The 21,645-nt window shown below is 30.5% G+C and carries 16 protein-coding genes and 1 other RNA gene; 2 read left to right on the forward strand and 15 right to left on the reverse strand.

Going from position 1 to position 21,645, the window contains the following annotated elements:
* The first annotated feature begins 23 nt into the window (after positions 1-23).
* Positions 24-455, forward strand: a complete 432-nt coding sequence (locus ACWW38_RS01285) for a GtrA family protein (protein WP_456259026.1) — start codon at positions 24-26, stop codon at positions 453-455.
* Positions 456-565: 110 nt separating this feature from the next.
* On the opposite strand, the gene ACWW38_RS01290 is transcribed toward ACWW38_RS01285, so the two are convergent.
* From ACWW38_RS01290 to ACWW38_RS01310, 5 genes are all read right to left on the reverse strand, one after another.
* On the reverse strand, positions 566-1,573 hold the full coding sequence (locus ACWW38_RS01290) for an electron transfer flavoprotein subunit alpha/FixB family protein (RefSeq protein WP_456257945.1): 1,008 nt from the start codon (positions 1,571-1,573) through the stop codon (positions 566-568).
* Between the two features lie 27 nt (positions 1,574-1,600).
* On the reverse strand, positions 1,601-2,380 hold the full coding sequence (locus tag ACWW38_RS01295) for an electron transfer flavoprotein subunit beta (RefSeq protein ID WP_456257944.1): 780 nt from the start codon (positions 2,378-2,380) through the stop codon (positions 1,601-1,603).
* Positions 2,381-2,406: 26 nt separating this feature from the next.
* A complete protein-coding gene (locus ACWW38_RS01300) occupies positions 2,407-3,549 on the reverse strand; it encodes an acyl-CoA dehydrogenase (RefSeq protein ID WP_456259027.1) in 1,143 nt (380 codons plus the stop codon).
* A 352-nt stretch (positions 3,550-3,901) separates the two neighbouring features.
* The gene (locus tag ACWW38_RS01305) at positions 3,902-4,750 is read right to left on the reverse strand and encodes a 3-hydroxybutyryl-CoA dehydrogenase (RefSeq protein ID WP_456259028.1); all 849 of its coding nucleotides are present in this window, start codon (positions 4,748-4,750) and stop codon (positions 3,902-3,904) included.
* A 104-nt stretch (positions 4,751-4,854) separates the two neighbouring features.
* On the reverse strand, positions 4,855-6,240 hold the full coding sequence (locus ACWW38_RS01310) for a sigma-54 interaction domain-containing protein (protein WP_456259029.1): 1,386 nt from the start codon (positions 6,238-6,240) through the stop codon (positions 4,855-4,857).
* A 368-nt stretch (positions 6,241-6,608) separates the two neighbouring features.
* Here ACWW38_RS01310 and ACWW38_RS01315 point away from each other — a divergent pair, with 368 nt between their 5' ends.
* Positions 6,609-7,799 (forward strand): thiolase domain-containing protein, encoded by a 1,191-nt coding sequence (locus ACWW38_RS01315; protein ID WP_456259030.1) that lies wholly within the window; start codon positions 6,609-6,611, stop codon positions 7,797-7,799.
* 256 nt (positions 7,800-8,055) lie between these two features.
* Here ACWW38_RS01315 and ACWW38_RS01320 read toward each other — a convergent pair whose 3' ends face one another.
* The 10 genes from ACWW38_RS01320 to ACWW38_RS01365 form a co-directional block, all read right to left on the reverse strand.
* Positions 8,056-9,234 carry an IS110 family RNA-guided transposase gene (locus ACWW38_RS01320; protein ID WP_456257925.1) on the reverse strand — a complete coding sequence of 393 codons (1,179 nt, stop codon included), beginning with the start codon at positions 9,232-9,234 and terminating at the stop codon, positions 8,056-8,058.
* Positions 9,235-9,893: 659 nt separating this feature from the next.
* Positions 9,894-12,806, reverse strand: a complete 2,913-nt coding sequence (locus ACWW38_RS01325; RefSeq protein WP_456259031.1) for a DNA topoisomerase IV subunit A — start codon at positions 12,804-12,806, stop codon at positions 9,894-9,896.
* 53 nt (positions 12,807-12,859) lie between these two features.
* A complete protein-coding gene (locus tag ACWW38_RS01330; protein WP_456259032.1) occupies positions 12,860-14,815 on the reverse strand; it encodes a DNA gyrase/topoisomerase IV subunit B in 1,956 nt (651 codons plus the stop codon).
* Positions 14,816-15,054: 239 nt separating this feature from the next.
* Entirely contained in the window at positions 15,055-15,453 is a 399-nt protein-coding gene (locus ACWW38_RS01335; RefSeq protein WP_456259033.1) for a hypothetical protein, read from the reverse strand.
* A 220-nt stretch (positions 15,454-15,673) separates the two neighbouring features.
* Positions 15,674-16,099 (reverse strand): GNAT family N-acetyltransferase, encoded by a 426-nt coding sequence (locus tag ACWW38_RS01340; protein WP_456259034.1) that lies wholly within the window; start codon positions 16,097-16,099, stop codon positions 15,674-15,676.
* A 4-nt stretch (positions 16,100-16,103) separates the two neighbouring features.
* Entirely contained in the window at positions 16,104-16,802 is a 699-nt protein-coding gene (gene deoD / locus ACWW38_RS01345; protein ID WP_456259035.1) for a purine-nucleoside phosphorylase, read from the reverse strand.
* 231 nt (positions 16,803-17,033) lie between these two features.
* A non-coding RNA gene (gene ssrS, locus ACWW38_RS01350) (6S RNA) lies at positions 17,034-17,227 on the reverse strand.
* A gap of 105 nt (positions 17,228-17,332) precedes the next feature.
* On the reverse strand, positions 17,333-17,767 hold the full coding sequence (gene mscL / locus ACWW38_RS01355) for a large conductance mechanosensitive channel protein MscL (protein ID WP_456259036.1): 435 nt from the start codon (positions 17,765-17,767) through the stop codon (positions 17,333-17,335).
* Between the two features lie 366 nt (positions 17,768-18,133).
* Positions 18,134-19,909 (reverse strand): methyl-accepting chemotaxis protein, encoded by a 1,776-nt coding sequence (locus tag ACWW38_RS01360; RefSeq protein ID WP_456259037.1) that lies wholly within the window; start codon positions 19,907-19,909, stop codon positions 18,134-18,136.
* Positions 19,910-20,124: 215 nt separating this feature from the next.
* Positions 20,125-21,522, reverse strand: coding sequence for an MATE family efflux transporter (locus ACWW38_RS01365; RefSeq protein WP_456259038.1), 1,398 nt, complete (start codon positions 21,520-21,522; stop codon positions 20,125-20,127).
* Positions 21,523-21,645 lie beyond the last annotated feature (123 nt).

The raw sequence follows: 21,645 nt of genomic DNA on the forward strand, positions 1-21,645 counted from the left end.
TTTTTAAATTTGGAGGAATTTCTATGAATACTCATCTACAAATAAAGAAAACATTACTCCAATTTATTTCATATGCAGTAATTGGAGGGAGCAACTTTCTTATAAATATTTTTGTATTAAATATACTATCTTACTTTACTCATATATACTCAGGTCCAACTATGATTATTTTTGACAATATAGCTTTTTTAATCTATTCAGTTAATGGATATTTATTAAATAAGAAATTTACATTTAAGACACAAGGTAGTTCTTATTTAAAATATGCTTCTGTATTATGGGTTTCTGCCATATGTTTAAACTCTACTTTGTTTACTCTGCTTACAATGATAAATATATTTAACCTCTCTGAAGTTCTCTGGCTAAACCTTTCAAAATTTATTGCTTCAATTACAATTGGTATATTAACTTTTATAGTAAATAAACTTTTCGTATTTAAAGATAAAGCCAAGTAAATATTATAATATTTACTTGGCTTTATTATATAGATAGTAGGTTTGTAATAGATTTTGTCAAAATTTATATAAATAAATTTATATAATTAAATTTATTTAACTAAACTTAATTATTTATAGCTTTTAACTTGAGCTACTAATTCAGGTATAATTTTAGTGAAATCCCCAACTAATCCTAAATCAGCAACGTGCATGATTGAAGCATCAGCATCTTTGTTGATAGCGATTATGTAATCACTGTCTTGCATTCCAGCTAAATGTTGGATTGCTCCTGATATACCTACTGCAATGTATAATTTTGGTCTTACAGTTTTTCCTGTTTGACCTACTTGTAATGCGTGATCTATCCAGCCATTTTCTACAGCTGCTCTTGATCCTGCTACTGTTCCGCCTAATGCGTCAGCTAATTCCTGTAGTAATGCAAAGTTTTCTTTGCTTCCTACTCCTCTACCACCAGAAACTAATACTTCAGCTTCTCCGATATCTGCTACTTCTTTAGCTATTTTTACTGCTTCTACTACTTTTATTCTTAAGTCTGCTGCTTCTAATACTGGAGTTACTTTTTCTATTTTAGCTTCGCTTACTTTTGATTCATCTTTAGCTAATTTATCGAATACTCCTGGTCTTACTGTTGACATTTGTGGTCTGTGTTCTGTACACATGATTGTTGCCATTAAGTTTCCACCAAATGCAGGTCTTGTCATTAATAAGTGTCCAGTTCCTTCTTCTACATCTAATCCTGTACAGTCAGCAGTTAATCCTGTTCCTAATCTTCCTGCTATTCTTGGTCCTAAGTCTCTTCCTAAGAAAGATGCTCCTATGAACATTACTTCTGGTTTCTTTTCGTTTACTAAGTCACATATTACTTTTGTATATGCATCTGTTGTAACGTGTGCTAATCTTTCATCTTCTGCATATATTACTTTATCTGCTCCATATGCTAATAATTCTTTAGCTATGTTATCTATTTTGTTTCCTAAAAGAACTGCAGTTAATTCTACTCCTAATTTATCTGCAATTTCTCTTCCTTTTCCTAATAATTCTAGAGCTACTTTTTGTAGTTCTCCATCTCTTTGTTCTGCAAATACCCAAACGCCTTTGTAATCTGCTATATTCATTAATCTTACCTCCACTCTACTTATATACTAAATGTAGTGTTTTTCTTTTAATTTTGAAGCTGCAAATGCTGCTGCTTCTTTAGCTGACATGTTAACAACTTCACCTTTACCTTTGTTTTCTTTTGGCCAAGATTTCTTAACCTTTGTAGGTGATCCTTTTAATCCTAATAATGCTTTGTCAACATCTATATCATCAGCACTCCATACTTGAACTTCTTTGCTGAAGATTTCAAATATGTTTCTTGCATCCATGTATCTTGGTTCATTTAATTCTTTTATAGCTGTTAATAGACATGGCATTTGAACGTCTAATACTTCATATCCATCTTCTAAAGCTTTAGTTACTTTTAATCCATTTCCTGCAACTTCTACTTTTTGTACATAAGTTACTTGTGGAAGTCCTAAATGTTCTGCTATTTCTGGTCCTACTTGTGCAGTATCTCCATCAATCGCTTGTCTTCCAGCTAATATTAAATCATATTCTAATTTCTTTAATGCTCCTGCTAATGCATGAGATGTAGCTAATGTATCAGCTCCTGCGAATGCTCTATCTGTTACTAATATTGATTCGTCTGCTCCCATTGCCATTGCTTCTCTTAATGCTGCTTCTGCTTGTGGAGGTCCCATTGTTATAACTGTTACATGTGCTCCATTAGCATCTTTTATTCTTAATGCTTCTTCTAAAGCGTGTTTATCTTCTGGATTTATTATTGATGGAACTCCTTCTCTTATAAGTGTTCCTGTTACTGGATCTATTTTAACTTGGTTTGTATCTGGAACTTGTTTTAAACAAACAACTATCTTCATTATTCAATTCCCTCCTTAATTAATCCTTATTTAAATATATCTCCTGAAATAACCATTCTTTGAACTTCGTTAGTTCCTTCGTATATTTGAGTTATCTTAGCATCTCTCATCATTCTTTCTACTGGATAATCCTTCATAAATCCGTATCCACCAAATAGTTGAACTGCTTCAGTTGTAACATACATAGCTGCATCTGAACATGCCCATTTTGCTCTTGCTGCTGAAACTGAATATGGTGATCCATTATTCTTATCCATAGCTGCTTTATATAATAAATATCTAGCTTGCTCAATTCTTAAATCCATTTCTGCCATTCTCCAAGCTAATCCTTGGTTTTTATAAAGTGCTTTTCCAAATTGTTTTCTTTCTTTCATGTATTGTTTTGCCTCTTCAAAAGCACCTTCAGCTATTCCTAGAGCTTGAGCCCCTACACCAATTCTTCCTCCATCAAGAGTTTTCATTGCTACAGAGAATCCTTTTCCTTCTTTTCCTCCTAAAAGGTTTTCAGCTGGAACTATGCAATCTTCAAGTATTACTTCTCCAACTTGTGCTGATCTTATTCCCATTTTATTTTCAACTTTACCTATTGATATTCCTGGGAAAGATTTTTCTACTATGAAAGCAGACAATCCCTTAACACCTTTGCTTTTATCAGTTATAGCAAATATAACAAATGTATCAGCAATAGGACTGTTAGTTATAAATATTTTTTGACCATTTAATATATAATTATCTCCATCTTTAACTGCTACAGTTTGTCCTGCACCTGCATCTGTACCTGCATTTGGCTCAGTAAGTCCAAATGATCCTATTTTTCTACCTGTAGCTATATCTGGAAGATATTTTTTCTTTTGCTCTTCAGTACCATTTTGATAAATAGCTCCTGCACATAAGGAAGTATTTACTGAATATGCAATTCCAGTACTTCCACAAACCTTAGAAACTTCTTCTACAGCTAAAATATAAGATAAGTAGTCTCCACCTGCACCGCCATATTCCTTAGGAAATGGTAATCCAATTATACCGTGCTTACCTAATTTTTTGTAAGCTTCCATAGGAAACTCACCTTTTTCGTCACATTCAGCAACTATAGGTTTAAGTTCTTTTTCTGCAAACTCTTTTACCATTTGCTTTACAAATTCATGTTCTCTTGTAAAATTAAAATCCATGTAAAATACCTCCTAATTAAATTTTCTTACTATTTATTTAGTCAAATTATTTAGTCAAAAATATTTGCTTATATTTGACCGTATCGATATTTATCCTTACACTTTAGATTTTATTTGATTGCATTCGCAAAGACAAGTACACACTTTTTTGTATTATAGTAGTAATATACATATATAATATACCTAAGTATACTTAGTTTCTTTTAGATACTAATAGATTTCCTATAATTTTTCTTAATAAAGTATTATGTATGTCTCAGCTAACCTGGAGCTTTTACCTTATACAAAAAACACAAAAGACTACTGACAAAAATGCCAGTAGCCAATTTTTAATAATTATATTTTTGTTAGATTATTTTGCGTAGTTGTGGAATCCTCTTCCAGATTTTCTTCCAAGTAAGCCAGCTCTTACATATTTTCTAAGTAATGTGTGAGCTCTATATTTTGAATCACCTGTTTCTTTATATAATACATCCATTATTGCAAGACATACGTCTAAGCCAATAAGGTCTCCTAAAGCTAAAGGTCCCATTGGATGATTAGCTCCAAGCATCATAGCCTTGTCTATATCTTCAGCTGATGCTACACCTTCTGCTAATATACCTACAGCTTCATTTATCATTGGAACTAATATCTTATTTACAACAAATCCTGGAGCTTCTGCAACTTCTACTGGATCCTTTCCTATGGCTAAAGAAACTTCTTTTATAGCATCAAAAGTTTCTTGTGATGTTGCCATTCCTCTTATAATTTCAACAAGCTTCATTACTGGAGCTGGGTTGAAGAAGTGCATTCCTATAACCTTATCTGCTCTCTTTGTTGCTGAAGCAACTTCAGTTATTGATAATGAAGATGTATTTGAAGCAAGAATAGTTTCTGCTTTACATATTTTATCTAATTCAGCAAATATTTGTTTCTTTATCTCCATATTTTCTACTGCTGCTTCTACTACTAAATCACAATCAGCTGCCATGTTTAGGTCAACTGTTCCTGTTATGTTTGAAAGTATTTCTTCTTTTTTAGCTTCTTCCATTTTACCCTTTTCTACCATTTTGGAAAGGTTTTTATTTATTCCAGTAAGCCCTTTTTGTACAAATTCATCTTTTATATCTCTTAAAACAACCTCATAACCTTTTACAGCAAATGCTTGAGCTATTCCAGCGCCCATTGTTCCAGCACCAAGTACACATATTTTTTTCATATCTAATATACCTCCTTAAAATACATTGATTCTATAACAACATTCAGCAATTAACATGCCAATATGCTATTATTATAATTTTTTATAATAATTATCATTAACAGTTATAAACATATATTATATTCTTCTAATTTTCTATATAGTGATGATCTAGGGATTTCAAGTATTTCTGCAGCTTTTCTTTTGTTTCCCTTGCACTGTTTTAATGTATTTAATATAATTTCTTTTTCTATGGAATTCATAATGTTTTTAAGTCCAGTTTTACTATTTTCCCACCTATTTTTCATAGAATTCTGAATAATGTATTTAGGCATGTCCTTTATTGAGACATTAATATCATCAGCAATTACACATATTTTTTCTAATACATTTTTAAGTTCTCTAATGTTACCTGGCCAATCATAATTAAGAAAAGCTTCTATAACATCTTCTCCTATTTTTCTATATAAACCAGTCTCTTTATAAAATTCGTCTACAAGCTCCTTTACTAATAGTGGTATATCTTTTGGCCTTTTCCTTAGTGGAGGGATTTCTAATGTAAGAACATTTAACCTATAGTAGAGATCCTCTCTAAACTTGCCTTCCTTAACCATTTCTTTTAGATCTCTATTAGTAGCACTTATAACTCTTACGTCTATATTAATAGTCTTTTTCCCTCCGATTCTATGCACTTCTTTTTCTTGCAATACTCTCAATAGTTTTGCCTGTAGATAAATTGGAAGCTCTCCTATTTCATCTAAAAATATTGTGCCTCCATTTGCTAGTTCAAACTTTCCAATATTTCCACCCTTTTTAGCCCCTGTAAATGATCCTTCTTCATATCCAAAAAGTTCTGATTCTATAAGATTTTCAGGAATTGCTGAACAGTTTACACTGATAAAGGGTCTCTCTTTTCTTTCACTTTCATTATGTATAGAATGGGCAAAAAGTTCTTTACCAACTCCACTTTCACCATAAATTAGTATGTTAGAATTAACCTTAACTATTTTTCTTACTCTATTTTTACATTCTAATATTTCTTCTGAGTTACCTACTATTGAGTTTAGATTATATTTAGCTTTATTCATTTTAGCTATTTCATTTCTTAATAGCTTTATCTCTTTATCTAAACTTTTATACTTTAACATTACACTCTCCATTTTATCTACATCTTCAAAGAGTATCATTCCTATACCGCCTAACACATATCCATCATCATCTAAAATAGGTATAATGTGCACTATGGCGCTATCTGTTCTATTTTCAAATTTATGTTTAGCCGCTATTTTAGCTTGCTTTGTCCTTAATACTTCTCTAAAAATAGAGTATGGATGTACTTCTAAAATATCTTTTCCAATTAGCTCATTTTGATGTACTTGAAAAAAGTCTGCAAACATAGTGTTTACATATATAAGCACCCCTTTTTCATCAACAATATCGATAGGTATAGGTAATTTATCAAAAATTTTATAACAAAAATCTAAAAACGCCTTACTTTTTAAATAATTCATAATTAAACATCCTTTAATAAAATTTATAATATATGAAACCTTTTATATGCTTACTATATTATAGTTCTTATAATAAGTAAAACTTAAATTTACATCTTATAATATGAAAATGTCCTAAAACAGGACATCAGTCCTATTTTAGGACATTTTTCTTAATATTCTAACTTTTAAAACTAATTTATTGTTAATTCATAATTTTATAAGATATAATTTAGAATAATTTTTATAAAACCTTCAATATATATTTATTTTTATGCTATTTAATTGTAGATGCATAGAAGTAACTTATCTCTATTGGCATATTTCTTGCTCCCATTAAATGCAGGTACTTAATTATTTTTAATTATAATAACGAGGAGGATATTATTATGGCAGTATCAATTATAGGTACATCTCATTCTAAATTTGGAAAGCTAGAGGATAAAACTATTTATGATTTAATCTTAGATGCAGGAAGAGCAGCATTGGCTGATGCAAATCTTACTGGAGAGGACATTGATGCAGTTTTTTTTACTAACTACAACGCAACTGACTTTAATAACCAATCACACTTAGGACCATATGTGGTAGAAATAGACCCAGCTTTAAGATTTAAACCTTGTATAAGAGTAGAAGCTGCATGTGCATCTGGTTCATTAGGCGTTTATGAAGCTGTAAAAGGAATAGAGTCTGGAAGATATAAAACAGTTTTAGTTGTTGGAGCTGAAAAAATGACTTCACTTAATACTAAGGGAGTTACAAATGCTCTTGCAAAAGCTTCTTACTGGCCCCTTGAAGGTGAGCAAGGATATACCTTCCCTGGATTATATGCTGAACTTGCAAAGGGATATAAAGCTCATTTTGGAATTAGTGATGAAGAACTTAGTGATACATTAGCTCGTATATCTGTTAAAGCACATACAAATGCCACACAAAATCCTTTAGCTCAAATGCAAAAGGGAAGCTCAATGGAATATGCTTTAAATCTTTCAGATAAAAACCCTATGGTTGCAGAGCCTTTAAAATTATCAGATTGCTCTTTAGTCTCTGATGGTGCTGCTGCTGTAGTTCTTACAACAACTGAAAAAGCTATGGAATTAAAAGATAAAGTTGTTGAAATTTCCTCTATTAATATGGCTTGTGACTATCTTTCAATAGTAGAAGGCAAAAGACATAACTGGGAACATGAAGCAATTACACTTGCTTTCAATAAGTGCCTAGAAGAAACAGGTTTAACTTTAAATGATTTAAATTTAGCAGAAGTTCACGATTGCTTTACAATAAATGAATTAGTTATATATGAAGCTTTAGGATTAACCGAACCAGGAAAAGGAAGAGAAGCCGTACTTGATGGTTCTGTATATCCAGGTGGAAGACTTCCAGTAAACGTTTCCGGCGGATTAAAAGCTAAAGGACATCCAGTTGGAGCAACAGGCGTATCAATGCACGTTCTTGCAGCTAAACAATTGTTAGGAGAAGCTATTGGTATCCAAGTTGAAGGTGCTAAAAATGCAGTTACTGTAAATGTTGGCGGTAGTGGTGCTACAAATGTAGTTTCTATATTAAGAAGAGTTAAATAAACTTCCCTTAATAATATTAATAAAGTGCTAAAAATCGAAGGTATATAATTCAACAGAGAATCTTCGCTGCGTTAAGAAGTTCTAAGACTTTCTCAAAATTCTCTTAATGAATTATATACCTTCTAACTTTTAGTACCTTAAATTAGACTAACTATATGAAGTCAAGGTAATTTTAAAAGAAAAGTTATATTTTTAGTTTCTTAAAAAAGTGCATGACAAATAAAGCAACCTAGTTGCCTTTTTTAAAAAGTCAGGATTACATTTGTGGAATAAATGTGGTATTGGTTTTTAAAAGATAAAATACAACACGTATAAGCTTTTTAGCAACATGGCTCATGGCAACATAGTAATGCTTACCTTCTGACTGTTTCTTTGATAAGTATAATGCAAAGGTTGAATCTCTCATTGAAACAGTTCTAGATGCAGTAAGTATAGCCCAACGGAGATATGTAGAGCCACGTTTTACCATCGGTGTATGAGAAGCACTGTATTTACCAGATTGATATGTAGAAGGATCTAATCCAGCGAATGCTAAAAGTTTAGCTGGGCTTGTAAACTTCTCTATATCTCCAATTTCAGAAAGTATTATAGCTGCTAGAGTATATGAGATACCTGGAATACTCATTATTGGAGAATTAATCTCGGTAACAACTTCTTTTATTTGAAGGTCTAAAGCATCAATCTCAGCTTGAACTGATTGAATTAACCTAATAGTTTGTTGTAATTCAAAAGATAAAGATTTTGTGCTAGTTCCAATTGAATGCCTAGCGGCTTCTTTTAAAGCGGTAGCTTTATCTTTTCCATATTTGCCCCTAGAAGCCTTACTTAGAATACTAGTAAGCTTAGTGAGATGGCAATTAGCCACGTCCTGCGGACCAGGTAACTCCGACAGGAGGCAATAAGAGGAATTTTGATGAATTGACCAAAAGTATTTAGGTAGTTCAGGAAACATGATATCTATTAGTCTTGTTATTGATATTTTTAATTTTCCTCTATAACCGATTAAACGATATCTATGTCTAGTTAGTGACTTTAGCTCTTGAATCTGATATGATACTGGTGAATAGGATTTTGTATCATCAGAAAAGAGCATTTTAGCAATAACTAATGCATCCGTTTTATCGGTCTTAGTTTTCCTAAGGGTTTGAGCCTTACGGAAAAGATTTGTAGCTAAAGGGTTGAGAATAGAAAGCTTGAAACCTTTAGCATACAAGAAGTTTTGGAGATTAGTGCTATAATGACCTGTTGATTCAAGTCCTATTTTTACGTTAGAAATATCCTTGTCAGGCAGAGAGGAAAGAATTGAGAAATAAAGCAATTCAAAGCCTTCACGAGAATTGGATATACGTAAAGAATCATTAATAATAACACCATCTGAATCAACGATACAGCAGTCATGCTTCTCTTTAGCTACATCGATTCCAATATAAATCATAAGAACACTCCTTATAGTTTAGTCCGCTATGTTCCACTCACTTTATGCTAAATGTATCCTTGCTCTATATAAAACGTCATGCGTTATCTAACTAATTAACAAATAAGCATAAAGCTGTGGTTATATCCTAATTTAAATAGTCTAGCTATATGTAAAAAAACTAATCCACAGCGTCTTATGTTATTATAGTAAATTATCTTTAAGAAAGGAAAAGTATAATGAATTTACTATGAGTTCATTATACAAGGTAAACTAAGGCCGCTATTACTTATTACAAAATATATGTTAAGAACTGCAGTAGTAATTACTATTTTGGCTATAGCTAATTTACTGGTTGATGTAAGTATTAATATTAATCAACTTTTTAAAAAACGCAGAGCGCTTAACCCGATGAGGGTGCCAGGGTTTTAGGCGAAGCTTGTTGAAGTTATACTAGTATTCTCTGGATGCTATTAATTAAGGTGTGTAAAATTATCATTTTGTTTTTTGAAGTTCTCGTAATATTTACTATAGTACTTTTTAATTGCAACTAATTAAGGCATGTAAGATTACTGGCTAGCATATATCTGTCAATTGAAGAAACTTTGAAGGAATAACTAGTAGTACTTAAGGTTTCTCAATGATACATATATGCGTTAGCTTAGTAATCTTACATGCCGCTATTTTATCTCGGTTATATAATCATTAATTTCTAGAATTACTATTTTTTTGCCTATACCTGCTCTATTTTGCAATTTGATATTTTTAAGAGGTATATTTTCCTCAACTCTATCTTTAGAGATTAAATATAAAGTGTCCATATTTTCTGCATCTGCAGCTATTTCATCTCTAATTTTATTCTTTAATATAAATTCAGCATATATAACTTCATCATTTTCTTTTAAGCTTATGCCAGTAACTCCAGATGCTATCTTACCCATACTATTTATGCTATTAGCATCAAATCTAATACACATGGCTTCTTTTGTTATAAGTAATATATCTTTTTCTATGCTATCACTGCTTAATTTAACTTTAATCAATCTGTCGTCATCATTTCTCAACTTGTATCCTTTAGTAATAATGTAATCTCCACTAAATTCGCTTAAGTTTGTTCTTTTAACATAGCCTTCTTTGCTAAAGAAATATAAACTAGTGGATTCATCAAACTCTAAAATGGAAAATATATTTATTATTTTATCATGCACTTCATCAAAATCGTCAACTAATCTATTTAACTTTATTCCTTCTTTATCCACATTTTGTATCATATATGCAGGAATTAAAAATACATTGCCATTGTCACTAAAAATAAGGATTTTACTAAACGAATTAGTTAAACAACTCATAAAGTTTTTATAGGGTTTAACACTAGATAATTTTATATGACCACTAGAGTTTATATTTACAGTAAAATTTTTCATTTCAAATTCATCAGTGTATTCTACAGATATTACTTCGTCTTCTCTAGAAATATTAAACATTTGTACTCCAAATATATTTCTATCGGTAATTTCAACTTTAGGTTCATCTACAGTAAACTCTAATCCATTTTTAGTAATAACTCTAATATATTTTTCTGCTCTGTCTTTATCGTTAACTTTTACATGGATTAACTTTTCATCTTCTTTTAACTTTAAGGCTACTAATTTAGAGTAATTAGTTTGAAATTTATCTAGAGATGTTTTTTTAATTACCCCTCTATTTGTAAAAAAAGTAAAATACTTATCAGCTTTTAATTCATATAAATGATGTATCCCTATGATTTTTTCTTTTTCTAAATCAAATGTTTTGATGAGTGTATCTATTCTCTCTCCTTTTTCCTTCCACTTCATTTCTGGTATCATAGCACATTTTAATTGATACATATTGCCGTAATTTGTAAATATAAGCAAGTTATCCTTTGTATTAGCATTTAAAAGGTATTTATTAAAATCACCCTCTCTGTACTCTATCTCATCTACATTAGCATTAGATCTTTTATAAGATTTATCAGATATTCTCTTTATATATCCTTCATTAGAAATTGTAATTATTATATCTTCTTCTAATATAAATTCTTCTACATCTATTATTGCTGCATCATCATTGTGTATTATTTCAGTTCTTCTTGAGTCACCAAACTTCTCTTTAACCTCTAGAAGATCTTTCTTAATAACCTTAAAAAGTTCCTTTTCATTGCTTAAAATCTTTTGCAAAAGCTTAATTTGCCTTTCTAATTGATTGTACTCTTTTTCAAAGACCTTTATTTCAAGTCCTGTTAACTTGTATAGCATAAGTTCCACAATAGCTTGAGCTTGTTCTACAGTAAAACCAAACTTATTTACAAGATTTGTTTCTGAATCTTTTTTAGATTTAGAAGCTCTAATTGTAGCTAAAATATCATCCATTATACTTATTGCCTTAATAAATCCCTCTACAATGTGAAATCTCTTCATGGCAATTTCTAATTCTTTCTTTGTCTTTCTAGTAACTACATCCTTCTGATGATCTACGTAATGAGCTAATATGCTCTTCAATCCCAAAGTTTCAGGCTTTCCATCAGCAATAGCCACCATATTAAAAATTATATTAACTTGCAAATCCGTTCTCTTGAATAAATACTTTAATACCTTATCAACAGTATCTCTATCTGTAGATTTTTTGAACTCTATTACAGCTCTTATTCCATTTCTATCTGATTCGTCTCTTATATCTACAATAGATTCCAGAACTTTTGAATGTTTTTTATCTGCAGTCATTTCTGAAATAGTTTGAAGTATTTTAGCTTTATTTCTTCTATAGGGGAATTCATTTATTATTATACCGTATCTATCATTTTCCAACTTCTCTATACTTGTTTTAGCTCTTAACGTAACTTTACCCTCTCCGCTTTCATAAGCAGATAACAATGCCTTTTCTCCAATTATGATACCTCCAGTAGGTAAATCAGGTCCTTTTATATAATTCATCAATTCCTGTACAGTAATATCATTATTATCTATGTAGGCTATTGATGCATCAATTACCTCTCCAAGGTTATGTGGTGGTATATTTGTAGCAAGTCCAACAGCAATACCAAAAGCCCCATTTACAAGTAAATTAGGAATCCTAGCCGGAAGAACTTTAGGCTCTAACTCTGTATCTGAATAGTTGTTTACCATATCTACTACGTCTTTTTCTATATCTCTTAATATTTCCAGTGCTACATTAGTAAGTCTAGCCTCCGTATAACGCATAGCAGCTGCATTATCTCCATCAACACTTCCCCAGTTACCATGTCCGTCTATAAGTGGAATTCTTGTGCTAAAATCTTGAGCTAATATAACCATGGCATCATATACAGAAGTATCTCCATGAGGATGGTACTTACCTAGTATATCCCCTACTATTCTTGCAGATTTATAATAAGGTTTATCTGGTGTAGCCTTAAGTTTATATGCACCATATAAGATTCTTCTATGTACAGGCTTTAATCCATCTCTTACATCTGGAAGTGCTCTTTCTTTAGCTACTTCTACAGCATAAGGAAGATAGTTATCAGGCATAACTTCTGAAAGTGGAACCTTTATTATATTATTATCTACTGGAATATCCGTGTTTTTTTTAGCCATATAATTTCATTCCTTTCTTAAACTCAAACTATTCCATCAACTCTACTACATTATTAGAATTCAGCATACTTATACATGTAGTTTCTTCTAGGTTCTACAACATCTCCCATTAAAAGTGATATCATTTTTTCAGCTTTTGCAGCATCTTCAATAGTTACTTGTTGAAGAGTTCTTGTTTCTGGATTTAATGTAGTATCCCAAAGCTGATCTGGATTCATTTCTCCAAGTCCCTTATATCTTTGAATTAGAGCACCTTTTCCTATTTCTTTTTTTACACTTAATAGTTCATCATCACTATAAGCATATTTTTGAATTTCTCCATTTTTCCCATTTTTATAGACCTTATAAAGAGGTGGGAGAGCTATATATAAGTGTCCATTTGTTATTAATGATCTCATATATCTATAAATATAAGTCATCCATAATGTCCTTATATGATAACCATCTACATCAGCATCACTTAATATGATTATTTTATTGTACTTTAAATCATTTTCATTGTAATTTTCTAACACTCCTGTGCCTATAGCAGTATTAAATAGCTTAAGCTCTTCACTAGCCAGCACGTTCTCTAACTTTTGCTTTTCTGTATTCATTATTTTACCCTTTGAAGGCATTATAGTTTGAAATCTCCTGTCTCTAGCTTGTTTAGCACTTCCTCCTGCTGAATCTCCCTCAACTACGATAAATTCACAAACTTCTGGCTTTCTCAGAGTACATATAGCTACTTTGCCTGCAAGTGGTGCAGTACCTTTTCCTATTTTTTTCTTTTCAGCTTCGTTTATTTTTTTTATTTTTTCTCTTCTCGCCGCAGCATAAACAGAATTATTTATTATAATAGTAGCTATTTCCTTATTATCTTCAATCCATTCTCCAATTTTTGAATACGCTAGCTCATTCATAACTGTATATGCTTCATTATTTCCTAATTTAGTTTTTGTTTGTCCCTCAAAAATAGGATTACTTATTTTAACTTTTAGGATAGCAGTCATCCCTTCTCTTAAGTCATCCCCTTCAAAACCTTTATCCTTTTCCTTTACAATATTTAACTTCTTACTCCATTCCTTAAAAGCTCTAGTCATGCCAGTTTTAAAACCAGTCTCGTGAGTACCCGATTCTGTTGTAGGTATATTGTTTACATAGCTAGCTATGTTTTCGGTTGTAGAATCTGTAAATTGAATACATACTTCTCCATATACTTTGATTCCTTCAACTTCTTTTTCTCCCTCGAAAACTATAGGTTCTTTATGTATAGGAGTTTTGCTTTCATTAAGATATTCAATAAAATCTAGCAATCCTCTCTCTGATCTGTATTCCTTTTCTATTACTTCTTCTTTTCTTTCATCCTTAAGTACTAAAGTTATACCTTTATTTTGAAAGGCCAATTCTTGAAGTCTCTCATCAATTATGTCAAACTTAAAATCAGTTGTGCTAAAAACCTCTTTGTCTGGTTTAAATGTTATCTTTGTTCCTGTAGAATTTGTTTTACCTACAATCTCCAGATTGCTTACAGGGGTTCCAGGCATCTTTTTCTTTAACTCTCTATCTTCAGCATACTCAAATCTTTGCCTATATATATGACCATTTTGGCTAACTTCTACTTCAAGCCACTCTGATAGTGCATTTACCACAGAGGCACCAACTCCGTGAAGTCCGCCAGAAGTTATATAGTTCTTATTATTAAATTTTCCACCAGTATGTAGTTCTGTAAAAACCATTTCCACTCCAGACTTTTTCTTAACAGGATGTATCCCAGTAGGAATTCCTCTTCCATCATCTAGAATAGTTACGCTTTTATCTTTATTTAATATAATAACAACTTTTTCACCATATCCATTTGTAATCTCATCTATAGAGTTGTCCAGTATCTCCCATATACAGTGATGAAGACCCTTTACTCCAGTTGAACCAATGTACATACCTGGTCTTACTCTCACTGGTTCTAATTTTTCTAAAGATGTTAAGTCCGTAACATCATAAGAATAATTATTATTGTTTTCCATGTTCATAATATTCCTCCAAATTTGCACTCTATATTATATCCTAAATTAACTGCAGCAATATATCAAACAGAAACACATGTTCTTATTTTTCAACTATCTTCTATTTTACCTACTTACACAATTTATTACAAGTTTATTTTTGTAACTAAGGAACTTTTAAGGCAAATAAGGTATACAGAGGTTGTATACCTTATCATTAAAAATTTTTAAATAATCATTTAACTTTTATTTTCATAAACTTTAATTTACAAATCCGCCTTTTCCTTATCTTTATTAGTAGCTGGCATCATAGCTGCACATAGTCTTATAATGTATATTAAGGATTCATCATCAATGCTGCTTTCAAATTTTAACCCTTCTACAGTTTCTCTTGCTAGGATTAAAGCCTTTTGTTCTTTTATATCATTATCCTCATTTCTAAAATTTATTTCCACATATTTTACTGCATCAGATACAGCTCTTAATAGCTTTTTTACGTTTTGAGGAGTTGCATCAATGTCACTTAAAGTCCTTAATATTGTATAAGTTATTCCAAAATAATCTTCCTTAATATTAATACCTTTATCCTTAAGCAAATAGACAAAATAGGATAACCCTACAATTAAAAGAACTATCAATACATATTGTATAATTATATCATTCATAGACTTCCCTCCTTTATAAAACACCTATCTAATAATGATATATGAGTAATTTTATAAAAGGGGGACATGTATACTTATTATTTTTATTGAACATTTCAATATTAATTTATCGAATAAAATAGAGCAGATATTAACTTTTAATATCTGCTCTATTTTAGATTCTATTCAATAAAATTTTTAACAATTTAATTTTATCTTAAAAGTCTGATTTAACAACTAACTACTCAGTAAAACCTTTCTCCTTCATACCATTTCTATCTTTAAATATTGCCATACCTGTTAGCATTTTTTCAAATCCTAATTTTCTATAAAAGTTCTCTGAAGCAGGCCTTGAATATAAAATTATATTAAATTCCTTAAGATCTTTATATATTTCACCTATTATTGTTTTTCCTAAACCATTTCCTTGATATTCAGGATGGACAGCAATATCATATATAGCTGCTTGATATGCTCCATCTGAGATTCCTCTTCCTACACCTATAATTTTATCCTCATTATAGATAAAAACTACTGAATAGCTATTTTTAAAAGCTTTCTCAATTAACTCAGCTGGTGGATGTGCTAATCCTGCTATTTTTAATAGGTTTTGCACTTCATCCCACTTAACTCTGCTTAAATCTTTTTTTACTAAATATTTACTCATAAGTCTATCCTATCTCTAATGCAACCTCTATCATTTTTGTAAATGTAGTTTGACGTTCTTGTGCTGTAGTCTCTTCACCAGTTACAATATTATCACTAACTGTCAAAATTGTAAGTGTATCTACTCCATATTTTGCACCAAGAGTATATAGCGCTGCAGCTTCCATCTCTATTGCTAAAACACCATATTTAGCCCATAGCTTCCATGCATCAGGATCGTCATTATAAAATAAATCACTAGTTAATACATTTCCAACCTTTACATCAATCCCTTTACTTATAGCAACATCATAAGCTTTTCTCAATAAATCAAAGCTGGCAATAGGTGAAAAGTCCATTCCTTTGAATCGCATTTTATTAATTCCTGAATTAGTTGCTGAACCCATGGCTAATACAACATCTCTTACTTTAACATCTTCCTGTATAGAACCACAGGTACCTACCCTAATAAGTTTCTTTGCACCATAGCTTTCTATAAGTTCATTTGCATAAATAGATATAGATGGTGCCCCCATACCTGTACCCTGAACTGATATTTTTTTGCCTTTATATGTACCTGTAAATCCATACATGCCGCGAACTTCGTTATAACATACAGGGTTTTCTAAAAAAGTTTCTGCTATAAATTTTGCTCTTAATGGATCCCCTGGTAATAAAACTGTGTTTGCTATTTGACCTTCTTTCGCTCCAATGTGCACACTCATCTTTATGCCTCCTTAATTTTACATATTGTTTTACACCACTATTTTATCATAATAATTATAAGTTCAATATAACTTATTGTTAATTATAAGCAATTATTTAATTTATATTAATCTCTGTTTTAAAAATTGTTGAATTCATTATGATAAATCTAAATTATAAATTTTTATAGGTAAAATTAAAAGAGAGGCTTAATTACCTCTCTTTTTATAATATTTACAATTAATTTTAAATAAAAATCCAAAATACCGCTGCTCTGATTTTGACACCTATCTCTCCGATAGGTGGGTGTCCTCAAAGATGCTTCTCTGTTCTTGCCTGCTAGCCAATAAACCTGGTCTTATAGAACAATTCACATCTAGATTTTGGGCTCCCTTGTCAACTCTGTAGGTTCAAAATAAGAGCTCCACGAATATTTCAGAAATATGTCAAATAAGTTCTTTCGCTAATTTAAAATTATATTATCTGAAAATTATTATATCAGATATACTATAAAATGCAATAGGTATTCTCATATAACTATTAACTTTAATTATTCCAAAATAGATGTACAATGAGGACATCTTGTTGCCTCAATAGGTATTTCAGAACAACAATAACTACATTTTTTTGTTGATGGTACTGACGGTTTTTCTTTCTTTTTAGAAAATCTATTTAACTGTTTTACAACTATAAATATGGAAAAAGCTATAATTAGAAAATCTATTACATTATTTAAAAATGTTCCATAATTTAATGTAGCTACTCCAGCATCTTTAGCTTCTTTTAAAGTTTTATAGGTTTTTCCATCAAGAGCAAAAAATAAATTTGAAAAATCAACTTTTCCTAATAAAAGACCTACTAATGGCATTATAATATCATTAACTAAGGACGAAATAATTTTCCCAAAAGCTCCTCCAATAATAACACCCACAGCTAAATCGACTACATTCCCTTTCATAGCAAATTCCTTAAATTCTTTCAACACGGGCTATTCCCTCCCCCTCTTCTGATTGTTAATATCAATAATTAACTAATTATTAATATTATAAAGTATTATTTTATAACTTTCAATGTAGTTTATATAAATACTAAAAAGAGGTTTTACCCTCTTTTTACTCAAATTTAACTTTTATTCTTGGTCTTACATTTAAATCTATTACCTCCTTGGCGTCATAGAACTTGATAAATCTTTGCCTTTCATTTTTTAATGCAATTCCATTTATAGCCATTCTATCTCCTAATACTGCACAGGTATCCCTTAGGATTTTTTCATAGGATTCTTTTCCTACAGAATAAAAAACCCATAGCTTAGAGGCTATGAGTTTTAACACAAAAATAAAAAAATTTATTATTATAACTTAAATTTATTAATTATTTCATTTAGATTTTCAACTATCTCTTTTAAATCTTCTGCTGCATTCATAGTATTATCTGCCATCTTAGTCTGTTCATTCATAGATGCTGATACCTCTTCAAGTCCTGCTGCTGATTCTTCTGAAATTGAAGATATAGAGTGAACTGACTCTAATATTTTATCTTTATTATTAGAAGCATGTATTACTTTGTCATATAAATTATTAATTTGGTTTATTGAATTTTTAGTACTCTCATCTATAATATTAAATATATTTTGAGTTTCTTCTACTGCTTCATTTACCTCTGAAATTATATTTTCTCCTTGATTCATACTACTTTTAGACTTTTCTATTTCATGTTGTATAATCTCAATTTCAGATGATATATCTCTAGTAGCTAGTTCAACCTGTTCTGATAGCTTTCTGATTTCTGCTGCAACTACCGAAAATCCCTTTCCTGCTTCTCCAGCTCTTGCCGCTTCTATAGCAGCATTTAAGGATAATAAGTTAGTTTGTTCTGCTATTCCTTGTATTTTACTTACGATTTTATCTATGGAAGTAGATTTTCCAGATAAACTGTTTATACTATCGCCAACCTTAATTAACGCTTGTCTATTTTCATCAAATTTTTGATTTAATAAGTTCATAGTATCTCTACCTTTTAAATTAACCTCTTCTGTCTTCTTTGAAAAATCTTTAACCATATCAGAGCTATTTACTACATCATTCATCTCATCAGAAAAATCAGATAACATCTCTGCTATATTTTGAGAATCCTTCGCTTGTTCTACAGATCCTTTAACTAATTCTTCTGTAGCCTTACTTACAGCTTCTATAGACTCAGCTGTAGTTTGCGATGACTCAGATAAAACTTCAGAGTTACCTTTAATTTTACCAGAATCTATTTTTAAGCTTTCAAATATTTCTCTTAATTGTTTTCTTAAATCAATTACAGATTTACCTATTATACCAGTTTCATCCTTATATTGTAATATATTATTAAATCTTTCATCATAAGTTAAATCAAAATCTGATGTTCTATTTACTAGCTTTGTTATATGGAGTATAGGCTTCGATATTCTTTTTCCAAGAATTATTCCTACAAAAACTGATATCACAGTAACTCCTAATGCCAATACTACAAATAGCATTATTCTATTTTTTACTTTTTGTTCTAAAGCTATTTCTTTTTCATTAATAGCACTTTCTATAGTATCTATGTAATTCCCTGTTCCTACTACCCAATTAAAGCCCTTAGCTAGTCTACTATAAGCTCTCTTTGGTAGCGGTTTAGTTTCTCCTTCTTTTGGAAAGTAATAATTACTAAATCCGCCGTCTTCTTTTTTCCCATTTTCTATAATTTCCTTTATCAGATATTTTCCATTTGCATCTTTATCTTCATATCTATTTTTACCTTCTACATCTTTTCCTAATAATACAACATTGACACCTTCTAAAGTATCTGCCCAAAAGTATCCTTCTTTGCCATATCTCATATTTCTTAATATATTTGCACCCTGAGTTTTAGCTTCTTCTAAAGATAATTCCCCTTTTTCATATCTTTTATATACTGAATCTAAAACAGTAATGGCGGCGTCAACTTGATGTTTTATATTCATATCATAATCTCCAAACATAGTTTCCTTTTGATCTTTAATAAGTTCATTTTTTAGTGAAATTAGTTCAAAAACTGAAGTTATACCTATTAAAGAGGAAGTAGCTACAACTGCTAAGACCAATATTAATGCTATTTTTGTACTTATCTTTTTCATAAATAACACCTCTTTCAAGTTTTTATTCGTTTTACTATGATAAATATACGGAGAGTTATTATTCAGAATTTTGAGAATTTTATTTTTATTATTCAGTAATATTATTTGTTTATATTATATTTACATAATACATGGTTTATTAACACTTTTCAACAATAACTTTTAAAATTTGACAGCAATCAAAAAATAAAAAGACCATTGTAATTCCAATGGTCTTATGCTGTAACAATTCCTCTCTTCTCTTTTACTAGTTCTTGTTCCATATCTTCTAATTCATCATTCTTGATGTAAATTATTGAAATTATTAATGAAATGACATCTGATATAGGATAAGCTATCCATGCTCCCATTATTCCAAGTCCAAATCCATAAACCATAATATATAGAAGTGGTATAAATACTACTATTTGTCTAAATATAGAAAGTAAGAATGATGTCTTAGCCATTCCCCTTGCTTGATAATAGTATATTGTAACATAGTATATTCCTATACAAGGCAACAGAGCAACTACCACTCTAAAAGCGCCTGTAGTATAGTTAATAATATCCATATCATTAACAAATACTGAAATAAGCTGTTTTGTAAATATCATGGTTAATCCCCATAATATCACTGAACTTATAGTAACTAGTTTCACTGAAAACTTTACTATTTCTCTAACTCTATTATACATTTCAGCTCCATAATTATAAGCTGCTATAGGCTGCATAGCTGAACTTATTCCTATAATATTAATAAACAAAAACATAGAAATTCTGCTTATTAATCCTACAGCTACGATAGCTGCGTCCCCTCCCATTTGAACTAGTATCTTATTTAAAATAACTGCTACCACAGCATCTGATATTTCTATTACAAATGTAGAAAATCCAACAAATACAATGGCTTTAGATATACTTTTATCTAATTTACCTGTAAACTTTAAACTCATTTTATTTTTTATATGGATAAACTTGATAAGAGCATATATAAAGGCTATTATTTGAGAGACAACTGTAGCAAATGCTGCACCGCCAACTCCATAATTTAGTATAACTACTGCAATATAATCTAATACGATATTAAACATTGCGCCAATAGAAGTACTTAATAAGATTATCTTTGTATCTCCAAAGGAAGTTAGAATATATGATATTAAAAAGGTTAGTCCTTGAAATAACACTCCTATTAAAATAATTGATATATAAGTATTGGCATATGGAAATATTGCCTCACTACAACCTAATTTCATAATTATAGAATCCTTGAAAATAAACATTCCTAATATTAAAGATAATATCATTGAAATTAAAATAATAAATGCATTGGGTACTATTTTCTTAATTTTTGAATAGTTGTTTTCACCACTACTTCTTGCTACAGCAGTAGAAGCTCCTATTGCTACAAGAAGGGAAATAGCTTGGAACAACCTTTGAACCGGAAATGCAATGGTTAATGCTGCTATACCCTTTGCACCTACAACTCGACCTACGAATAGCGAGTCTACCATATTGTACATTTCAGCTACTAATAATGAAATTATAACTGGTATAGAAAATCTTAGTACCAGCTTACTTATATTCTCAGTTGTGAATTGTACATTTTTTTCCGTGACTTTTGCACTGGCTGACATGATCTTTCACCTCTAAACTTATTCTTATAATAATATTATAGTTCTTTTCAGGTGTTGCCGGCATTCACTAAGTTGCTGAACAAAAAGTACTAAATTGCCCACATGCACAAGTTTCCAATTTGC

Source organism: Clostridium sp. JNZ J1-5, from assembly GCF_053901425.1.